This is a genomic window from Exiguobacterium sp. s35, from assembly GCF_018617535.1.
Classification (GTDB): domain Bacteria; phylum Bacillota; class Bacilli; order Exiguobacteriales; family Exiguobacteriaceae; genus Exiguobacterium; species Exiguobacterium aestuarii.
Genome location: NZ_JACSKI010000002.1, coordinates 104,200 through 121,300, shown reverse-complemented (window position 1 = coordinate 121,300; position 17,101 = coordinate 104,200). Strand labels below are relative to the sequence as shown.

The 17,101-nt window shown below is 48.1% G+C and carries 15 protein-coding genes; 9 read left to right on the top strand and 6 right to left on the bottom strand.

The genetic code is table 11. The features are described 5' to 3' along the window. The first annotated feature begins 52 nt into the window (after positions 1-52). Positions 53-442 carry a VOC family protein gene (locus KNO75_RS11010; RefSeq protein WP_214790105.1) on the top strand — a complete coding sequence of 130 codons (390 nt, stop codon included), beginning with the start codon at positions 53-55 and terminating at the stop codon, positions 440-442. A 93-nt stretch (positions 443-535) separates the two neighbouring features. Then, on the top strand, positions 536-1,336 hold the full coding sequence (locus KNO75_RS11005; protein ID WP_214790103.1) for a formate/nitrite transporter family protein: 801 nt from the start codon (positions 536-538) through the stop codon (positions 1,334-1,336). A 50-nt stretch (positions 1,337-1,386) separates the two neighbouring features. Here KNO75_RS11005 and KNO75_RS11000 read toward each other — a convergent pair whose 3' ends face one another. Beyond that, on the bottom strand, positions 1,387-2,859 hold the full coding sequence (locus KNO75_RS11000; RefSeq protein WP_214790101.1) for an alanine/glycine:cation symporter family protein: 1,473 nt from the start codon (positions 2,857-2,859) through the stop codon (positions 1,387-1,389). A gap of 390 nt (positions 2,860-3,249) precedes the next feature. Between KNO75_RS11000 and KNO75_RS10995 the strand changes: the two genes are divergently transcribed. After that, complete coding sequence (locus KNO75_RS10995) at positions 3,250-4,230, top strand: hypothetical protein (RefSeq protein WP_214821969.1); 981 nt, start codon at positions 3,250-3,252, stop codon at positions 4,228-4,230. A 41-nt stretch (positions 4,231-4,271) separates the two neighbouring features. Here the strand turns inward: KNO75_RS10995 and KNO75_RS10990 are convergent, their stop codons facing one another. The 5 genes from KNO75_RS10990 to KNO75_RS10970 form a co-directional block, all read right to left on the bottom strand. Beyond that, positions 4,272-4,439 carry a hypothetical protein gene (locus tag KNO75_RS10990; RefSeq protein WP_015880321.1) on the bottom strand — a complete coding sequence of 56 codons (168 nt, stop codon included), beginning with the start codon at positions 4,437-4,439 and terminating at the stop codon, positions 4,272-4,274. A gap of 1 nt (position 4,440) precedes the next feature. Beyond that, complete coding sequence (locus KNO75_RS10985; RefSeq protein ID WP_015880320.1) at positions 4,441-4,644, bottom strand: YwbE family protein; 204 nt, start codon at positions 4,642-4,644, stop codon at positions 4,441-4,443. A gap of 57 nt (positions 4,645-4,701) precedes the next feature. Further along, positions 4,702-5,040: a hypothetical protein gene (locus KNO75_RS10980; protein ID WP_214821972.1), complete on the bottom strand. Its 339-nt coding sequence runs from the start codon at positions 5,038-5,040 to the stop codon at positions 4,702-4,704. 54 nt (positions 5,041-5,094) lie between these two features. Then, on the bottom strand, positions 5,095-6,750 hold the full coding sequence (locus KNO75_RS10975; protein WP_214822026.1) for a glycoside hydrolase family 13 protein: 1,656 nt from the start codon (positions 6,748-6,750) through the stop codon (positions 5,095-5,097). A 130-nt stretch (positions 6,751-6,880) separates the two neighbouring features. Next, complete coding sequence (locus tag KNO75_RS10970) at positions 6,881-7,642, bottom strand: alpha/beta hydrolase (RefSeq protein ID WP_214795924.1); 762 nt, start codon at positions 7,640-7,642, stop codon at positions 6,881-6,883. Positions 7,643-8,016: 374 nt separating this feature from the next. Between KNO75_RS10970 and KNO75_RS10965 the strand changes: the two genes are divergently transcribed. The 6 genes from KNO75_RS10965 to KNO75_RS10945 all read left to right on the top strand — a co-directional run bounded on the left by KNO75_RS10965 (position 8,017) and on the right by KNO75_RS10945 (position 16,992). Next, positions 8,017-11,523: a lamin tail domain-containing protein gene (locus tag KNO75_RS10965; protein ID WP_214821976.1), complete on the top strand. Its 3,507-nt coding sequence runs from the start codon at positions 8,017-8,019 to the stop codon at positions 11,521-11,523. A 99-nt stretch (positions 11,524-11,622) separates the two neighbouring features. Continuing rightward, a complete protein-coding gene (locus KNO75_RS15060; protein WP_251126169.1) occupies positions 11,623-12,129 on the top strand; it encodes an NAD(P)/FAD-dependent oxidoreductase in 507 nt (168 codons plus the stop codon). Next, a complete protein-coding gene (locus KNO75_RS15055; protein WP_353047570.1) occupies positions 12,066-12,812 on the top strand; it encodes an NAD(P)/FAD-dependent oxidoreductase in 747 nt (248 codons plus the stop codon). Before KNO75_RS15060 ends, KNO75_RS15055 begins: the two co-directional genes overlap by 64 nt. A 45-nt stretch (positions 12,813-12,857) precedes the next feature. Further along, entirely contained in the window at positions 12,858-13,511 is a 654-nt protein-coding gene (locus tag KNO75_RS10955) for a hypothetical protein (protein WP_214818058.1), read from the top strand. A gap of 132 nt (positions 13,512-13,643) precedes the next feature. Next, a complete protein-coding gene (locus KNO75_RS10950; protein WP_214790089.1) occupies positions 13,644-15,653 on the top strand; it encodes a catalase in 2,010 nt (669 codons plus the stop codon). Positions 15,654-15,807: 154 nt separating this feature from the next. Next, complete coding sequence (locus KNO75_RS10945; protein ID WP_214821978.1) at positions 15,808-16,992, top strand: MFS transporter; 1,185 nt, start codon at positions 15,808-15,810, stop codon at positions 16,990-16,992. Positions 16,993-17,101: the final 109 nt, after the last annotated feature.

Genomic DNA, 17,101 nt, shown 5'->3' with positions numbered 1-17,101 from the left:
TCAATTATACCGAACGGACCGATTTCAAACGTCCATCGAAAGGATGATTCTCATGCTTCACCATGTTGAACTGTACGTATCCAACCTTGATGACAGTGTGCGTGCCTGGGAATGGCTCCTCTGTGACCAACTGGCGTACACACTTTACCAATCGTGGCCAGAAGGTCGGAGCTATCGTTACGGAGATACATATCTCGTTTTCGTCCAGACAGAGGAAGATCACCTTTCTCCGCCCTATCATCGAAAAAAGACTGGTCTGAATCATTTGGCGTTTCATGCCTCATCACTCGAGCAATTAGAAGAAATTCGACAACAGCTCACATCACACGGGTTTCGCGAATTGTATGCGGACCGTTTCCCTCACGCAGGTGGTCCGAACTATACAGCACTGTTTTTTGAAGACCCGGACCGTATCAAAGTTGAACTCGTGGCAACGATGTGAACGGTTTCTTGATAACTTCTTGAAAGTTTGTGAAAACAATTGCAAACTTTATGTCAACCTCCTAGACTGAAAGGGTCTAAAGGAGGTCTTTTTATGGAAAAGCAAGTCGTCGACTATATGGAAGAAGCCGCATTTAAAAAATCATCCTTGCTTCAGCAATCATTTTCGCAATACATGCTACGCTCCATCATCGCAGGGTTTTTGATTGGAATCGGGGTCGTCTTCTCGTTCACGGTCGGAAACATGTTCATCGATGTGCCCGGCACGATGCTCATCGCCGGCGCGAGCTTCTCGGTCGCACTCGTCTTCATCGTGTGGATGGGTGGAGAACTCTTTACGAGTAACACCATGTATCTCTATACCGGTGCAAAACGAGGTCGTGTCGCTTGGCTAGACTTAGCAAAAATATGGGGACTCAGTTGGGTCGGTAACTTGATTGGTGCCATCATCCTGGCCTTGCTCGTCATCGGTGCCCATAGTATGGGGGAAGTGACAAGTGAGCACTTACTCGCCGTCGTCGCAACGAAAAAAATCGGTGGAGATGCCCTCGCGATTTTTCTGAAAGGGATCTTATGTAACGTGCTCGTCTGTTTGGCCATCTTCATGCCGCTCAAAACGAACAATGACGTCGCGAAGATTATGCTGACGATGATTCCAGTCGTCGTATTTTTTGCCGCCGGGTTCGAGCACTCGATTGCGAACATGGGCGTCTTCGCGCTTGCGCTCCACTATGTTCCTTCAGATCTCATCACCTTCAGCGGTGCCCTTTACAATTTGTTCTTCGCCACACTCGGTAATATTGTCGGTGGTGCGTTGTTCGTTGCGGGAAGTTACTTATATTTGAACAAATCGGAGACGGAGCAAGCCGTCAAACCGATTCGCCAACGTGCATAAAAAGACAGGGACCCCGATTCGCAGGGTCCCTGTTTGTTTCATTTCACGAATTATGATTTTGAAGAGTCAGCAGCGGCTGCTTGAACAGAACCTTGTGCCACTTCGTCTTCTTCCACGTCCCAGCACTCTGTGTTCTCGATACCGAGCTTACGAGCAGAGAAGCGTGGGTTGAGACCTTGAGCACGTTGCTCTTCGTAGTCTTTGAGGACTTTGAAGGCAACACCACCGAGCAATGTGATTGCCGCGATGTTGATCAATGTCATCCCTGCCATGAAGAGGTCAGCAAGGCTCCAAACGAATCCGAGGCTAGCGACCGCTCCGATGAAAACGAATGCCATTGTTGCAAGACGGAATCCGAGGACTGCACCTTTGCTCTTCTTGATGAATTCGATGTTCGTTTCACCGTAGTAGTAGCTTCCTGCGATCGAGCTGAACGCGAACAAGAAGACGCTGACAGCGATGAATGCTGGAGCAAGCGCTCCGATTTGTTCAGTCAAAGCGTTTTGAAGAAGGACAATCCCTTCACCGTTCCCTGAAGCGTAGCTATCTGAGAGAAGGATGATTGCTGCAGTTGCCGTACAAACGATCAATGTATCCAAGAATACACCGAGTGCTTGAAGGAAACCTTGTTTCGCTGGGTGCGATACTTCAGCAGCTGCTGCTGCGTTTGGTGCAGAACCCATACCAGCTTCGTTCGAGAAGAGTCCACGACGAACACCCATTGAGATCGCAGCACCGATTGAACCACCGACCGCTTCGTCTAAGCCGAATGCGCTTTGGAAGATCATCGCGAAGACAGCTGGAAGTTCAGCGAAGTTTACAACCACAACGTAAAGTGCGATTGCAAGGTAGAGAACAGCCATGACAGGTACGACGATTGCCGAGAAGTTCGCGACACGTTGTACACCACCAAAGATGACGAGACCTGTAAGGACGACTAAGACTGCTCCACCGATGACTGCATCGACACCGAACGCGTTATCGAATGCTGCAGCGATCGTGTTCGATTGAACTGAGTTGAAGATCAAACCGAATGTGACGGCGATGAGAACCGCGAATACGATTCCGAGCGCACGGTTGTTCAAACCTTTTTCAATGTAGTAAGCCGGACCACCGCGGTACGCGACATCGTCTTTCACTTTGTATACTTGAGCCAATGTACTTTCAATCATCGCTGTCGCTCCACCGAGAAGGGCGACAATCCACATCCAGAAGACCGCTCCTGGTCCACCGAGTGTGACCGCTACCGTAACCCCTGCAAGGTTACCCGTACCGATACGAGTAGCTGCACCGATGAAGAATGATTTCATTGGTGTGATACTCTTTCCATCTTTTGATGGTGTTACGTCCGATTTATCTGTAATCGTCCGGAACATTTCTTTTAAGTAACGGAACTGCATAAATCGTGTTTTGACTGTGAAGTAGATCCCGGCTCCGACGAGCACGGCGATCAATACGTACGACCATAAGATGTTGTTCAAAAAGTCGACGCTTCCTTGTAACATACCTTGAATCGCTTCCATGAATAAGTTCCTCCCTGTTGTGTGAATCTGAAGTTGAGAATTTTTTATGATGTCTTAGTTCTGAATTATACAAAGATTCTGACAATTAGCAACAATTTTTTTATGGGTGATTTCACTCTTTTTTCACATCAATTCGACGAGATTCCTTATTTTTAGTCATTTAAAGCGCTTACATAAAGATGTTTAGAAATATTAAATCATGATTATTTTGACATATTTGAAAACTCAATTTCATGAATTTTAAGGGTAAGTCAGTCCATTATCCCTCTATTTCAAGCTGTTTTTTTGGAGCTTCATCTATGTTTTCTCTGTTTATCGGGTATTAACTTACTATAGTTGTCACCTTCTGTTCACCACGTAAAGTCATCTAGAAGAAAGAAGGAATCCATCATGAAAAGGCATCGGAAATGGTTGTCTTGGTTCGTTGTGTTGGCATTCGTGTTGTCCTTGTTACCCATGAAAGGTAATGTTGTCGAAGCAAATGACGGGACGCAGTGGTGTATCTCCACCACCTCTGATTCAACCATCTATGCAGGACAGAACATCCCAATCGGAGTCGTCGATTTTGAGTTTGTCGCAGACGGTCTAAAAATTGTCATCGATTTAAATGATGGTGTGACATTAGCTGACGTGCCTGAAAACATCAAAATTGATTTTCGGTTAACAAGCGAATCACTCGAACGTGGAAGTCCAGGCGCATACGAATTTAAAACAGCATCGCTCGTTGATCCAACACATCTACTAATCCCTTATGCTTCGTTAGCAAGTTATCTTGGCGTAGACGAAAGTGTATTGAAGTCAAACGGCTTCCAATTTAACGTTTTCCTTCACCTAGACACAATCGTCAATGGAGAAACGGAGACGGCTTATCCTGGTGATCCAGGCACTGGAACTCCTTGGGTCCGCTATGTGACATTGACTGTTGAAGAATGCACACCTCCGCCACCAGAGATCGATTATGGGGTCTATACAATCGGATTCTGGAAGAACATCTTCAACTATGAAAAAGTCTCGTTTGAGTATGGTTCAATCGTTTATATTCAAGGAGTAGCCTATGATGTCGGCACACTTGAAGGACAACAAGCGTTGTCTGCATTAATGACGGGTTCTCCAAAATCAATGACGGAAGAAAAACGATTGATTATGCAGTTGACAGCAGCGAAAATCAATGTGTTATTGAATGACCCTGCGTTCCTTGATCTAGAGCTCGTCTATAAAGACAGTGGCATATCGACTGGTTTGACAGTTGGCGAGCTACTTTCCGGCGCAGAAACAGCTTTAGCTAACAATAACGTAGACCAAATGAAGTATTACCAACAACTTCTCGATCAATTCAACAACGGTTATTTTGAAAATACGTTACACGACTAATCCATCAAAAAAAGCAGTCGCTTCTTTCAAGCGACTGCTTTTTAAATACCAGTACGTTTCTTCTGGTTATTAGGTTTTTTCGTCAATTGACTCGTTAACGGTTTTTGTTTTGTACCATGTAAACCTGTCGGAACCTTCGTCTGGTTCTGTTTCTTTTCTGCAAGCTTTTGTTTCATCGCTTCTTGAAAAGATAGTTTTTTCTCGCTCATCTTACTCACCTCCAGCTTCGATCACTTTCACACGACCGACCTGTCCATCGCTCAAACGCACTTTGATTCCATGCGGATGACGTGGCGAGTTCGTCAAGATATCTTGAACGACGCCTTTCGTCAGCTTCCCGCTTCGTTGATCTTGTTTCAAAACGATTTGGACATGGAGCCCTGGGCGAATGTCAGCACGTTTCGTTCCATCCATACCCGACACCCCTTTCCATTTAGTCAATCTCTATCATATGCTCTTTTCCCTCATTTGTCACAGCCTATTCCAGATCCCGATTTGTCGCATCGTTTCCGTCATGTAACTTTGATCGGTCTGTAGCACCTTCTCCGGAAACGAATTATGGAACGCGATACGGACGCCCCGATGTGAGAAGCTGACGTCGATGACCTCGTTTCCGTCTATATCGCAAAGCGTAGCTAATCCTTGTAGAGAATGAAAAGCCTCCGCGAACGTCTCTGCAAAGTCGAGATACGCCGTCACAGCGATCACACTACAGCTTTCCCCAATCTGTAAGATTAATCGTTCACGATTGGCATTTGCAATCACGACCTGCACTGACTCGTTCTCATTCGAAAATATAACCGTATGCATCCTCGTCTCACCTCATATTCAAAAGAGGTACCCTCCTAAGAAGGTACCCCTCTATCATAAACGATACAAACGTGCTGCGAATGGTCGCAACATAAATGTCTCGGTATCAATCGTCTCCGGATCGATTTCATTCGTCATGACAAGCGTCGCACTCGCAATCTCCGGAATGGTCACTTCTGCCGGATTAGCGGTCAAGTTGACGACCACGAAGAATCGATTATTTTCAAATGTACGTTCGTAGACGAAAGCCTGCTTATGTTCCGGCAAGACATCACGATAACGACCGTACGTGAACGCATCCTCGGCTCGGCGAAGACGAATCATCTCCTTGTAGAACGATAAAATCGAGTGTTGATCGTGTTTCTGCGCCTCAACGTTGAGTGTCTCGTACTCTTCATGAATCGGCATCCATGGGGTTGTCGTCGAGAAACCGGCATATGGTGACGCATCCCATTGAATCGGTGTTCGCACGTTGTCACGGGACGTGCCCCACACTTGTTGCATCGAATCAAGCTCACTCATCCCGTTCGCAATTCGTTCGAAGTACTCATTTTTCGTCGCGACGTCATCGTAGTCATGGATGGACGGGAGCGGCACGTTCTTCATCCCAATCTCTTGTCCTTGATAGATGAACGGTGTCCCATGCATAAAGAAATACATCATTGCGAGCGCAGTCGCACTCTCCCGCCAGTAGTGTTGCTCATCCCCGACGAGCGAGACCGCTCGCACCATATCGTGGTTTTCAATATATAGCGCGTTCCATCCTGTGTCGCGTAAACCTTGCTGCCACTTATCGAAGATTCGTTTCAACTCGACGACATCGAGTGGGGCGAGTCGCGACCGTCGCATAATGTCGACATGGTCAAAATGAAATGCCATATTCATCGCACCGTTTTCTGGCCCCATCCAAAGATCTGCCGCTTCCGGTTCAATCCCGTTCGTTTCACCGACGGTCATTATATCGTATTTCGAGAACGTCTCCCGCTTCATCTCTTGAAGGTAGTCATGGATTCCTTCAATGTTTGAATACATCGAGAACGCCGTGACGACCGGCTTGCCGTCCGGAGATGGAAGCATCGTCCCTGTTGGCATCTTTTTAATATGACTGATGGCATCGACACGGAACCCGTCGACGCCTTTATCGAGCCACCAGTTGATCATGTCATAGACGGCCGTTCGGACTTCACGGTTCTCCCAGTTCAAATCCGGCTGTTTCTTCGAAAAGACGTGTAAGTAATACTGGTCGGTCTGCGCATCGTATTCCCAAGCAGAGCCGCCAAAGATACTTGCCCAGTTGCTCGGTGGCGCACCGTCTTTTCCGTCTCGCCAGATGTACCAATCCCGTTTCGGGTTATCTTTGGAGCTTTTCGACTCAAGGAACCACGGATGCTCATCCGACGTATGGTTGACGACGAGGTCGAGCAACAGTTTCATGCCTCGTGCATGCACCGCCTCTAACAGCGCATCGAAATCTTCCATCGTCCCGAACTCTTCCATAATGTCTTGATAGTCACTAATATCATATCCATTGTCATCATTTGGCGATTTATACATCGGACAAATCCAAATCACATCAATGCCAAGGTCTTCTAAGTAATCGAGTTTTTCGATAATGCCACGGAGATCCCCAATTCCGTCTCCGTTTGAATCTTTGAAACTTCGTGGATAGATTTGATAGGCAATCGCCTCTTTCCACCATACGCGACTGATTTCTGTTTGTTTCGTTTGGCTGAACAACGTCTCCATACGGCACGCGCCTCCTACAATAAGGTATGATTCACATTTACCATAGCATTAGTGCAAGCGTTTGCAAAGAATCAACTCACAAAAAAAATGCAGTTTACACTGCATTTGAATGAAGCGCCCCCACTTGTTCACAAAAAGTCGTGATGAGCTTCGATAAGTGTTTCCAATCATGATCCATCGTCGCGACATGATACGAGTTCGGAAGCACCGCATATTCTTTTGTACCTTGAAGTTGATCGTATAACCAAATCGAGTCGGTTGGCGGCACGACGTTGTCGACAGCCGAATGGATGACGTATGTCGGGACGTTTACCGAACCGACTTGTGGTCTCACCTCATCAATCAATGAAAGCAACTCCCGAATCGCTCTTGTCGGCACACGGTCATAGACAATCTCGTACACATCCTCTGCTGCGATATCCGGAGCGTCTTCATCGATAAAGCGACACTCGGTATCTGATGCATGACACGCATATCCCGGTACGGATAACGCAGCATTAATCGTCACGATTGCATCTGCTTTTTCGTCAAGGGCGGCCTTGAGCGCTAGCGTCCCACCCATCGACTGCCCTACGACGATGACCGTCCGACATGATTCACGTAATCGGTCGATGCCTTCAACCACACTCTTATACCAACATCGATGAGTCGAACATCGAAAATCTTCCGGGTCTGTCCCGTGTCCTTTTAAACGCGGTGCATACACGGTAAATCCTTGTTTCATCAATTCGATTCCGACGTCTTGAACACTTTGAGGCGTTCCATTGAACCCATGACAAAGCAAAATACCGATTTCGTTTCCTTCATAATAAAATGCGCCTGCCCCAGGAATGACTGGATAGTTGATTGCTCTCATTACTGCCTCCTTTTAATACCCACTTAACCGATACAATTAATTCGTATTAGAAGAGTGTAAAAGTTATCCGAGTAATCGTCAAGTTCTTCAATGATCCTTTACTTTGTCATCAAACTGTAATCATAACTTCGTATTTAGTGGATTGAGTTCTGACGTCTGCTTGGTTATGTTTAACATGTAGTTTAAAACTTGGGAAATGTGTTTGTCATTTTTGACAATACACGAATAATTTTTCAAGTGATTCGTTAAAAGGAAAGTAATGTAAGCGTTATCATAGTTTTTTTTGATGTGAAGGAGGGTTGTTTATAATCAATTTATGACAACGTACGATGGGGAAATCGGATTACACAATTACATCCAAGGGAGACTTACACATGGGGAAACCAACACAATCATTTAAGGCAGTCACTGGACTCGCCTTGTCAGCAGGACTCATCGTCAGCAGCATGACGCCAATCGCGGCAAACGTGTACGCCGAGACGTTGAACGCTTCAGACCTTTTCATTTCAGAATATGTAGAAGGTTCGAGCAACAACAAAGCAATCGAGTTGTTCAACGGAACAAACGCGACAATCGATCTTTCTGCTTACACAATTGAATTGTATTCAAACGGCGGCACGACTGCCGGAAACACATTGAACCTAACGGGAACACTCGAACCAGGGGCTACATATGTCATCGTGAACGGTAGTGCATCGGAAGCATTGAAAGCAAAATCGGATACAACGAGCGCTGTCACAAACTTCAACGGTGATGACACAATCATCTTGAAAAAAGGAGACACGGTTCTCGACGTCTTCGGCCAACTCGGCTTCGACCCAGGTACAAAATGGGGAACGACCGTGGCGACTGCCGACCAATCGCTCATTCGTAAAGATACAGTGACGAGTGGCGATAGTGATGGTAGCAATGCCTTCGATCCTTCGGTTGAATGGACATCGACGCCACAGGACTCGTTCGATAACCTCGGAGCACACACGTTCCAAGGCGTCGAGTACGGAGATGGCGGCACGACGGAACCACCTGCACCGGTCACACCGATTTCAATCGCTGATGCACGGACAAAAGCAGAAAACGAGACGGTCACGGTAAAAGGAGTCGTCACAGGAAAATTAGCGAACACGATCTCCATTCAAGACGCGACAGGTGGTCTTTCCATCCGTCCAACGTCGCTTGCGGTCAATGTCGGGGATGAAGTCGTCGTTACGGGTGTCGTCGGTTCGTATCGTGAACTTCTTCAATTGAACAGTGCGGTCGTCGTATCGAAGCAAGCGGCGGCGCTCCCTGCCCCACAAGTGTTGACGGGCGAACAAATCAACGAGGACGCTGAGTCAGAACTCGTCACTGTCAAAAATGTCACGCTCACAGGTAGCGGCCAAAACTTGATAGCAACGGACGGAACGAAGGAGTTCATCGTTCGTGACGAGCGTGGCATCCTCGATTTGCAGACAGACGTGAACTATTCATCTATCACAGGAATCGTTCAACAGTTTGACGACGTTTATCAAATCATCCCGCGTGACCCAGCGGATACGGTCATCGATACGTCTGTTCTTCGTCCTGCCGTCGCAAAACCAGGTGCTGGTACGTTCGTGGGATCGCAAGACGTCACGCTCTCGACAACGACGGCAGACGCTGAGATTTTCTATACACTCGACGGTTCTGATCCGAAGGAAAACGGAACTCGATATGAGAAGCCGATTCGTATCGAAAACTCGACGACGTTGAAGACAGTTGTAAAAACAGGAGATACATTCAGCGCGGTCTCCACGTTCTCTTACAAGATCACAGACAAGATTCGTATTCACGACATCCAAGGAGCGAACCACACGGCTCCGATGAACGGTCAGACGGTTGAAGGTGTTGAAGGAATCGTCACATCTACTTTCGTCTCGAGCGGCACGACGTATTACTTCATTCAAACTCCTGATACGGAAACCGATGACGATGCACGCACATCTGAAGGGATTGTCCTTTACGGTGGACGTTCAATTGCTGGCATTCAAGTCGGTGATCTCGTCAAAGTGAACGGAAAAGTAAGTGAGTACGCGATTGAAGGATATAGCGATCGTCAACAGACAGATATGAAGATGACACAAATCGATACACGTAATGGAAAAGTTGAAGTGCTCGAGAGCGGTGTGACACTTCCGACTCCGATTACCATTGATGCGACAAACCTCCCGACTGAGTTTATCGACAGTGATAACCTCGCCGTCTTCAACCCTGAAAAAGACGCCATCGACTTCTGGGAGAGCCTCGAAGGCATGCGCGTTCAAACGAACAACTTGAAATCGGTCGGACCTCAAGAATACGGTGACCTCGTGACCGTTCTCGAAGATACACCAACGGAGACGTTCAATGGTGGCGTCTTATTGAAAAAGAACGACGCGAACCCAGAACGCATTCAGTTCCGGCTTGAACCGAACGCAGAAGCGCGTGACTTCGATGTCGCGACAGGTGACCGTTTCAACGGACCGATCGTCGGTGTTGTCGGCTACTCGTTCGGTAACTATAAGATCCAAGCCTCTCTCGAGGACATGAAAGCTGCTTTCGTCAAAGGGGACGCGCAACGTGAGAAGACGTTCATCGAAGCAGAAGAAGATCAATTGACGATTGCGTCGTACAACTTAGAGAACTTCTCGAACAACATCAAAGAAACATCGGATGAGAAAGCACTCAAATTGGCGAAAGCGTTCGTCAACGAATTGAACAGCCCTGACATCATCGGCGTGACAGAAGTACAAGACAACGATGGACAGGACAAAGGTGCAGGTTCTGCCGCCGACCAAAGCTATCAGCGCTTGATTGACAACATTGTCGCTGTCGGTGGAAAAACATATAAGTACGTCAACATCGACCCAGAGAACAACCAAGACGGTGGCGCACCGGATGCCAACATCCGCGTCGGCTTCTTATATGACCCTGAGCGCGTGTCATTGACGGATGGGATGCCTGTTGGTGATGCGACGACGGCTGTCGGATACGAGGACGGAAAGTTGACACATAACCCGGGACGCATCGACCCGACGAATGAAGCGTTCGATCGCTCACGTAAGCCGTTAGCGGCTCAATTCGACTTCCAAGGTGAGAACGTCATCGTCATCGCGAACCACTGGAACTCAAAAGGTGGAGACACTGGCTTCTTCGGTTCACAACAGCCGGTCGTGCTCGGAAGTGAGGTACAACGTAAGAAAATCGCAGAAGTCGTCCACGACTTCGTGGCGGACGTGAAGACGAAGAACCCAGAAGCGAACGTTGTCGCTCTTGGAGACTTCAACGATTTCGAATTCTCAGATGCACTTCAAATCTTCAAAGGTGACTTGATGACGAACATGGTCGAGAAAGTCCCTGCTGTCGACCGTTACTCATATGTCTATCAAGGGAACTCGCAAGTGCTCGACCATATCCTCGTGTCGAACAGCTTGGCCGCTTCTACGAAGATTGACATGATTCACGTCAATGCGGACTTCACGGAGATGTCAGGTCGCGCCAGTGACCATGACCCGGTTCTCGCACAAATCGATTTCACACCGGAACCTGAAGTCGAGTTGACACGTTACACGGTAGAAAATCATCCGGCCGCTCGCCTCGTCCTTCAAGAGGATTTCATCGGCGTGACGATTGGAAAAGGCACGAACTTCAAAAACGGCATCTTCGTTCGTGGTGCATTTACGGAATTGACGGGTGACGCTTTGAAAAACGTCGTCGTTCAAGTGAAACCGAAAGAAGCCGGTGCCATCATCGACTTCAAAGGCGCAACAGTGAAGGAAGTCATCGTTGACGGGAAAAACCTTGCCGAGATTCGCGGGGCAAAAAATGTCCAGCGCATCACGTATACGAAAGGTGCTTCCTCTTCATCCATCATCATCAAGAAATAACATGTTGAACCGCAGACACATCGTCTGCGGTTTTTTTGGGTTTCGCCTCTCTTGAAGCGGGGATAAAAAGAAAGATGCTGAATCATGGAGGATGAAACGATGGAATTGTATAACGGAGACTTATATTGGCCGACGACCGAATCAGATGACGTCGTATTGAAAAAACCTGAGAAAAAAGAGCATTATGACGTGCTCGTCATCGGTGCCGGTATGTCCGGGACGTTGACCGCCTATACGTTACAACAGGATGGTGTGGATTTTGCGGTACTGGATGGACGGAAAGTTGGAACGGGTAGCACGTCGGCGAACACGGGACTCATTCAATATTCGAATGACATCATGCTACACGAACTTGCAGAAAAAATTGGCGAAGAAGCAGCCGTACGCTTCTATCGCCTTTGTCTCGATGCCGTTGAATCGCTCGATCAAGTAGCGGAAGATGTGGGCGCATCCGAGATTTATATTCGACGGGATAGCCTTTGCTTTGCCAGCGAAGAGGCCGATGTTGCCAAATTGAAACTTGATCGAAGCATGGTTTTGAAGTGGAATGGCTTGATCGTGAAGCGTTGCGTGAACGCTTCCCATTTGAGAAACCCGCGGCATTGATCACAAAAGGGGATGCTGAAGTCAATCCACTCACGCTCAGCCGTCAAATCATTCGTCACTTATCGAAACAGCACGTACCGATTTTTGAAGAGACGTCGGTCGATGAAGTCGTTTCGGACGGTGAAGGTTGGCTCGTTTTCACTTCAAACGGAACATTTAAAGCGAATAAAGTCATCTTTGCGACGGGCTACGGCCCTGCTCCCCTACTCGATTCTCATCGTATCGATTTGAATCGTTCGTATGCCATCGCTACAAATCCGATTGCTGAATTTACCGAATGGGAAGGGCGTGCACTCATCTGGGAGACGAAACGACCGTACCTCTATTTACGTACGACTCCGGATGGTCGAATTATCGCTGGCGGTCTCGACGAAGACAAAGCAGAGACGCCTCACAATGAGGCGCTCATGAATGATCGGGCTGAGCGAGTGAAGGAGAAGATCGCTGAACTCTTCCCGATGTATGACCTTGAAGTCGACTACGCCTGGGTCGCCTTATTTGGAGAATCGGTGGACCAGCTTCCGTTCATCGGGGAACACCCGAATCGACCGAACTTGTTTTACTTACTAGGATATGGGGGAAATGGGACGGTGTACAGCATGCTCGGCTCTCACATCCTGAGCGCCCTCGTTCGTGGTCAAGTCCATCCGGATGCCGATCTCGTTCGTCTAGATCGAACGTAACCCCTATTCTTTGGGGTTGTTACATATTGAAGGAGTGTTTTTGGATTGAAGAAAAAAAGAAAAGCAAATTGGGTGTACACGTTTCGCCGACTTATCGTGTTTCTCGTTCCTCTCGGCTGCGCCCTCTGGTTTTGGCCGCACGAGTCCACGCCCACTACACAATTAAAGTCTGAACACGTCTCTATGTCCGAGGAAATATATACAATTGAAGAACGTTCACCTGTTCAAGACGACGGTGTCACCCGCTATGAATACGATGTCGTCGTTCATGGCGAACCAAGTACGGATGAACTTCAATCAATCAGTCACGACGTCATCGATGAAGTTCGACAGTCCGATCAGTTTCAAGCCGCCTTGCTACGATTTTATGATGATGCCGCCTATATCGGGACAGACCCCACACTTGGTGAAGCCGTATTCGCTCCTGAAGGCGACTATGCGCTTGCCGATTGGGTCGAGCCCGGTCAAACAGACGAGATGTCGTTCGGCTGGCAACTGCGTGAGAAAGAGTGGTCGACGAAACTGACTGACAAAGAGATTCAAATCTGGGCGTTATGGCAAGAACAATATACAAAACAAGATCCCGACGATCCTGATGTGAAGTCAAAAGTGACGCGAATCGTTTCCAATGAATATGATCTCGACCCAAAAGCCGTGCAACAAGTCGTCTTGAAACAGCATGTATGGGCCGTACTGTAAGCTAATCGACCATTTGTGTGAAATCTCTCTTTTTTGAAAAAGAGGGATTTTTTTATTTCCGTTAGGGAACATCGATACAGTAGGTCAAAACGCGACTTACGACGGTCAGTCATACTTAAGGGAGGCAATCACATGGGGAACAAGAAAGAAGAGCAATTAAAACAACATACGATTGATAACGAACAACAAGCAGGCTTGACGACGAACCAAGGGTTGAAGATGGCGGAAGATGAATTCTCACTGAAAGCAGGGCGTCGTGGTCCTACCTTGATTGAAGACTTTCATTTCCGGGAGAAAATGACCCACTTCGATCACGAGCGGATTCCAGAACGCATTGTTCACGCTCGTGGCGTCGGTGCTCACGGAGAGTTCCACGTATATGAACCGCTCGCCGACATCACGAAGGCTGATTTCTTGAACGACCCTTCGAAGACGACACCGGTATTCGTCCGTTTCTCGACCGTCCAAGGATCACGTGGTTCTGCGGATACGGTGCGTGACGTCCGTGGCTTTGCAACGAAGTTTTATACAGACGAAGGAAACTACGACCTAGTCGGGAACAACATCCCTGTCTTCTTCATTCAAGATGCGATCAAGTTCCCTGACCTTGTCCATGCCGTAAAACCTGAACCGCATACGGAAGTGCCGCAAGGGGGAAGCGCGCACGATACGTTCTGGGACTTCGTCGGACAAAACCACGAAACTGCTCATATGGTCATGTGGGCGATGAGTGATCGGGGGATTCCGCGCAGTCTACGCATGATGGAAGGGTTCGGGGTCCATACGTTCCGTCTCGTGAACGCAGAAGGAAAAGCACATTTCGTCAAGTTCCATTGGAAACCGAAGCTCGGGGTTCATTCACAAGTATGGGACGAAGCCCAAAAAGCAGTCGGGAAAAATGCCGATTTCCATCGTGTCGACTTGTATGAAGCCATTAACAAAGGGGATTATCCAGAGTGGGAACTCGGACTTCAGCTCATCCCTGAAGAAGATGAGTTCAACTATGACTTCGACATTCTAGACCCGACTAAACTATGGCCAGAGGAAGAAATCCCTGTGAAACTTGTCGGGAAGATGACGCTCAATCGAAACGTCGATAACTTCTTCGCCGAAACCGAGCAAGTCGCGTTCCATCCGGGACACCTCGTCCCAGGGATTGATTTCTCGAACGACCCGCTCTTACAAGGTCGTCTATTCTCTTATACGGACACGCAACTTTCGCGTCTCGGTGGACCAAACTTCCACCAAATCCCGATCAACAAGCCGGTTTGTCCGTTCCATAACAACCAGCGTGACGGCATGCATCAAATGGCCGTCCATAAAGGACAGACGAGCTATCATAAAAATGCGCTCAACAACAACCAGCCAGAACCCGTACCAGCCGACCAAGGTGGATTCGAGCACTACCAAGAGAAAGTCGATGGACATAAGATTCGGGGACGCAGCGACAGCTTCCTTGATTTCTATTCACAGGCGAAGCTCTTCTATAACAGCATGACCGATGTCGAGAAGCAACATATTCAAGACGCCTGCAGCTTCGAGCTCGGGAAGTGTGAGTCCGACATGGTGAAAGAGAATGCTGTCGATTTATTGAACCGAATCGATCGTCATCTTGCCGAAGTCGTCGCCGATAACTTAGGCGTACAAGTGCCCGAAGAGAATAATGAGGTCCAGTCAGACAAGACGTCCCCTGCCCTCTCCATGGCGAATACAATCAAAAAACCGGATACGAAGAGCGTCGCCCTTCTTCTCGCCGGTGATGTGGATGCGAATCAAGTGAAACAATGGGTGAAGAAGCTTGCCGACCACAACGTCAACTACAGTCTCGTCGGCAAGAAGGCCCATATGCTGGGTGACCTGAAAGTAAAAGAGACGTACGACACGGTCGACTCGAGCCTCTTCGATGCCGCTTTCTTGGTGAGCGCCGCAACCCATGTCGAAGACGACGTTCTCGAGTTTATCGAAAATACGTACAAGCACTATAAACCGCTCGCCCTGCACGTGCATCATAAAGAAGCACTCGCAACGTGCCGCGTGAAAACAGACCAGCCTGGTGTCTTCACGTTTGACGAGCATAACCTCGATGGATTCGATACATTCATCGACGGGATCGCGACCGCCCGTTTCTGGGACCGCGCTTAACGACTTCACTCGACTCGATTTATGAGTCGAGTTTTTTTGTGCTCGTCCGCTCCATCGGATGCATCATCTCAGACAATCCTGTTTTGATTTGGTATACTCTTTTAGTTATGTTTATTAACTATTCGTTTTTGAAGAAAAGGAGGCGTCGTGTTCGATGCATCAACCTATCCAAAAACTATGGACGAGAGACTTTCTGATCATCTCGCTCATCAACTTCTTCCTGACGCTCATCTTTTTCTTATTGATGGTCACCATCGGGGTACATGCCGTCGAGTCGTACGGGGCGACGACGAGCCAGGCAGGACTCGTCACCGGCATCTTTATCATCGGGACACTGACCGGACGACTGTTTATCGGTCGACTCATCGATTCGATTGGTCGGAAAAAGACGCTTTATATCGGCCTCGTCTTTTTCACCGCAACGATTTTGCTGTACTTCGTCCATTGGGGCGTCGGTTTCTTGTTACTCACTCGTTTCGTACACGGTCTCGGGATGGGATTATCGAGTACCGCAACCGGAACAATCGTAGCGCAAGTCATTCCTGCGACTCGAAAAGGTGAAGGAATCGGTTATTACAGTATGAGCTCTACCCTGGCGACAGCCATCGGGCCATTCGTCGGGTTGCTCCTTAGCCAATATACGAGCTTTACGGTCATTTTCGGACTTTGTTTCGTGATTGGACTGATCAGTTTAGCGAGTACGTTCTTCGTGAACGTACCTGAAGTAGACGCTCCTGAAGTCGTTCGTAGCTTCACTTTGAAGTCATTCGTCGAACCGAAGGCGTTACCGATTGCGCTCATCATCGGGATGGCTGCACTCAGCTACTCGAGTGTCTTATCCTACATCAACTTTTACGCGAGTGAACTCGACTTGATCGAAGCAGCGAGTATCTTCTTCCTCGTCTATTCCGTCGCCGTCCTATTGTCGCGTCCGATCACAGGGAAGTTGATGGATGCGCGCGGCGCGAACGTCGTCATGTATCCGGCAATCGCCATCTTCGCCATCGGGCTTCTCGTGCTCAGTCAAGCAAACAGTGGCTGGATGCTATTACTCGCAGGTGCTCTGATTGGACTCGGGTTCGGGAATATCCAGTCCGGTACTCAAGCGATCGCCGTCAAGGCCTCACCACCGCATCGGATGGGAATGGCCACCTCGACGTTCTTCATCGCCCTCGATGCAGGTCTCGGGTTTGGTCCATACTTCATCGGTTTACTCATTCCATTGACCGGGTTTTCGACGTTGTACTTGATGCTTTCTGGTGTCGTTCTCTTCACCATTTTCTTGTATTACCTCATGAACGGCCGAAGCGAACAAAAACAATTGAAAGAAGCTGCCTGACAGGATGTCTACACATCCTGTCTTTTTTTGAAAGTTCACACATTTTACCGAAGGATACGTTAAGATAAAAATGACGTGTAAAAAATAGAATGAACGAAATGAGGGAGAC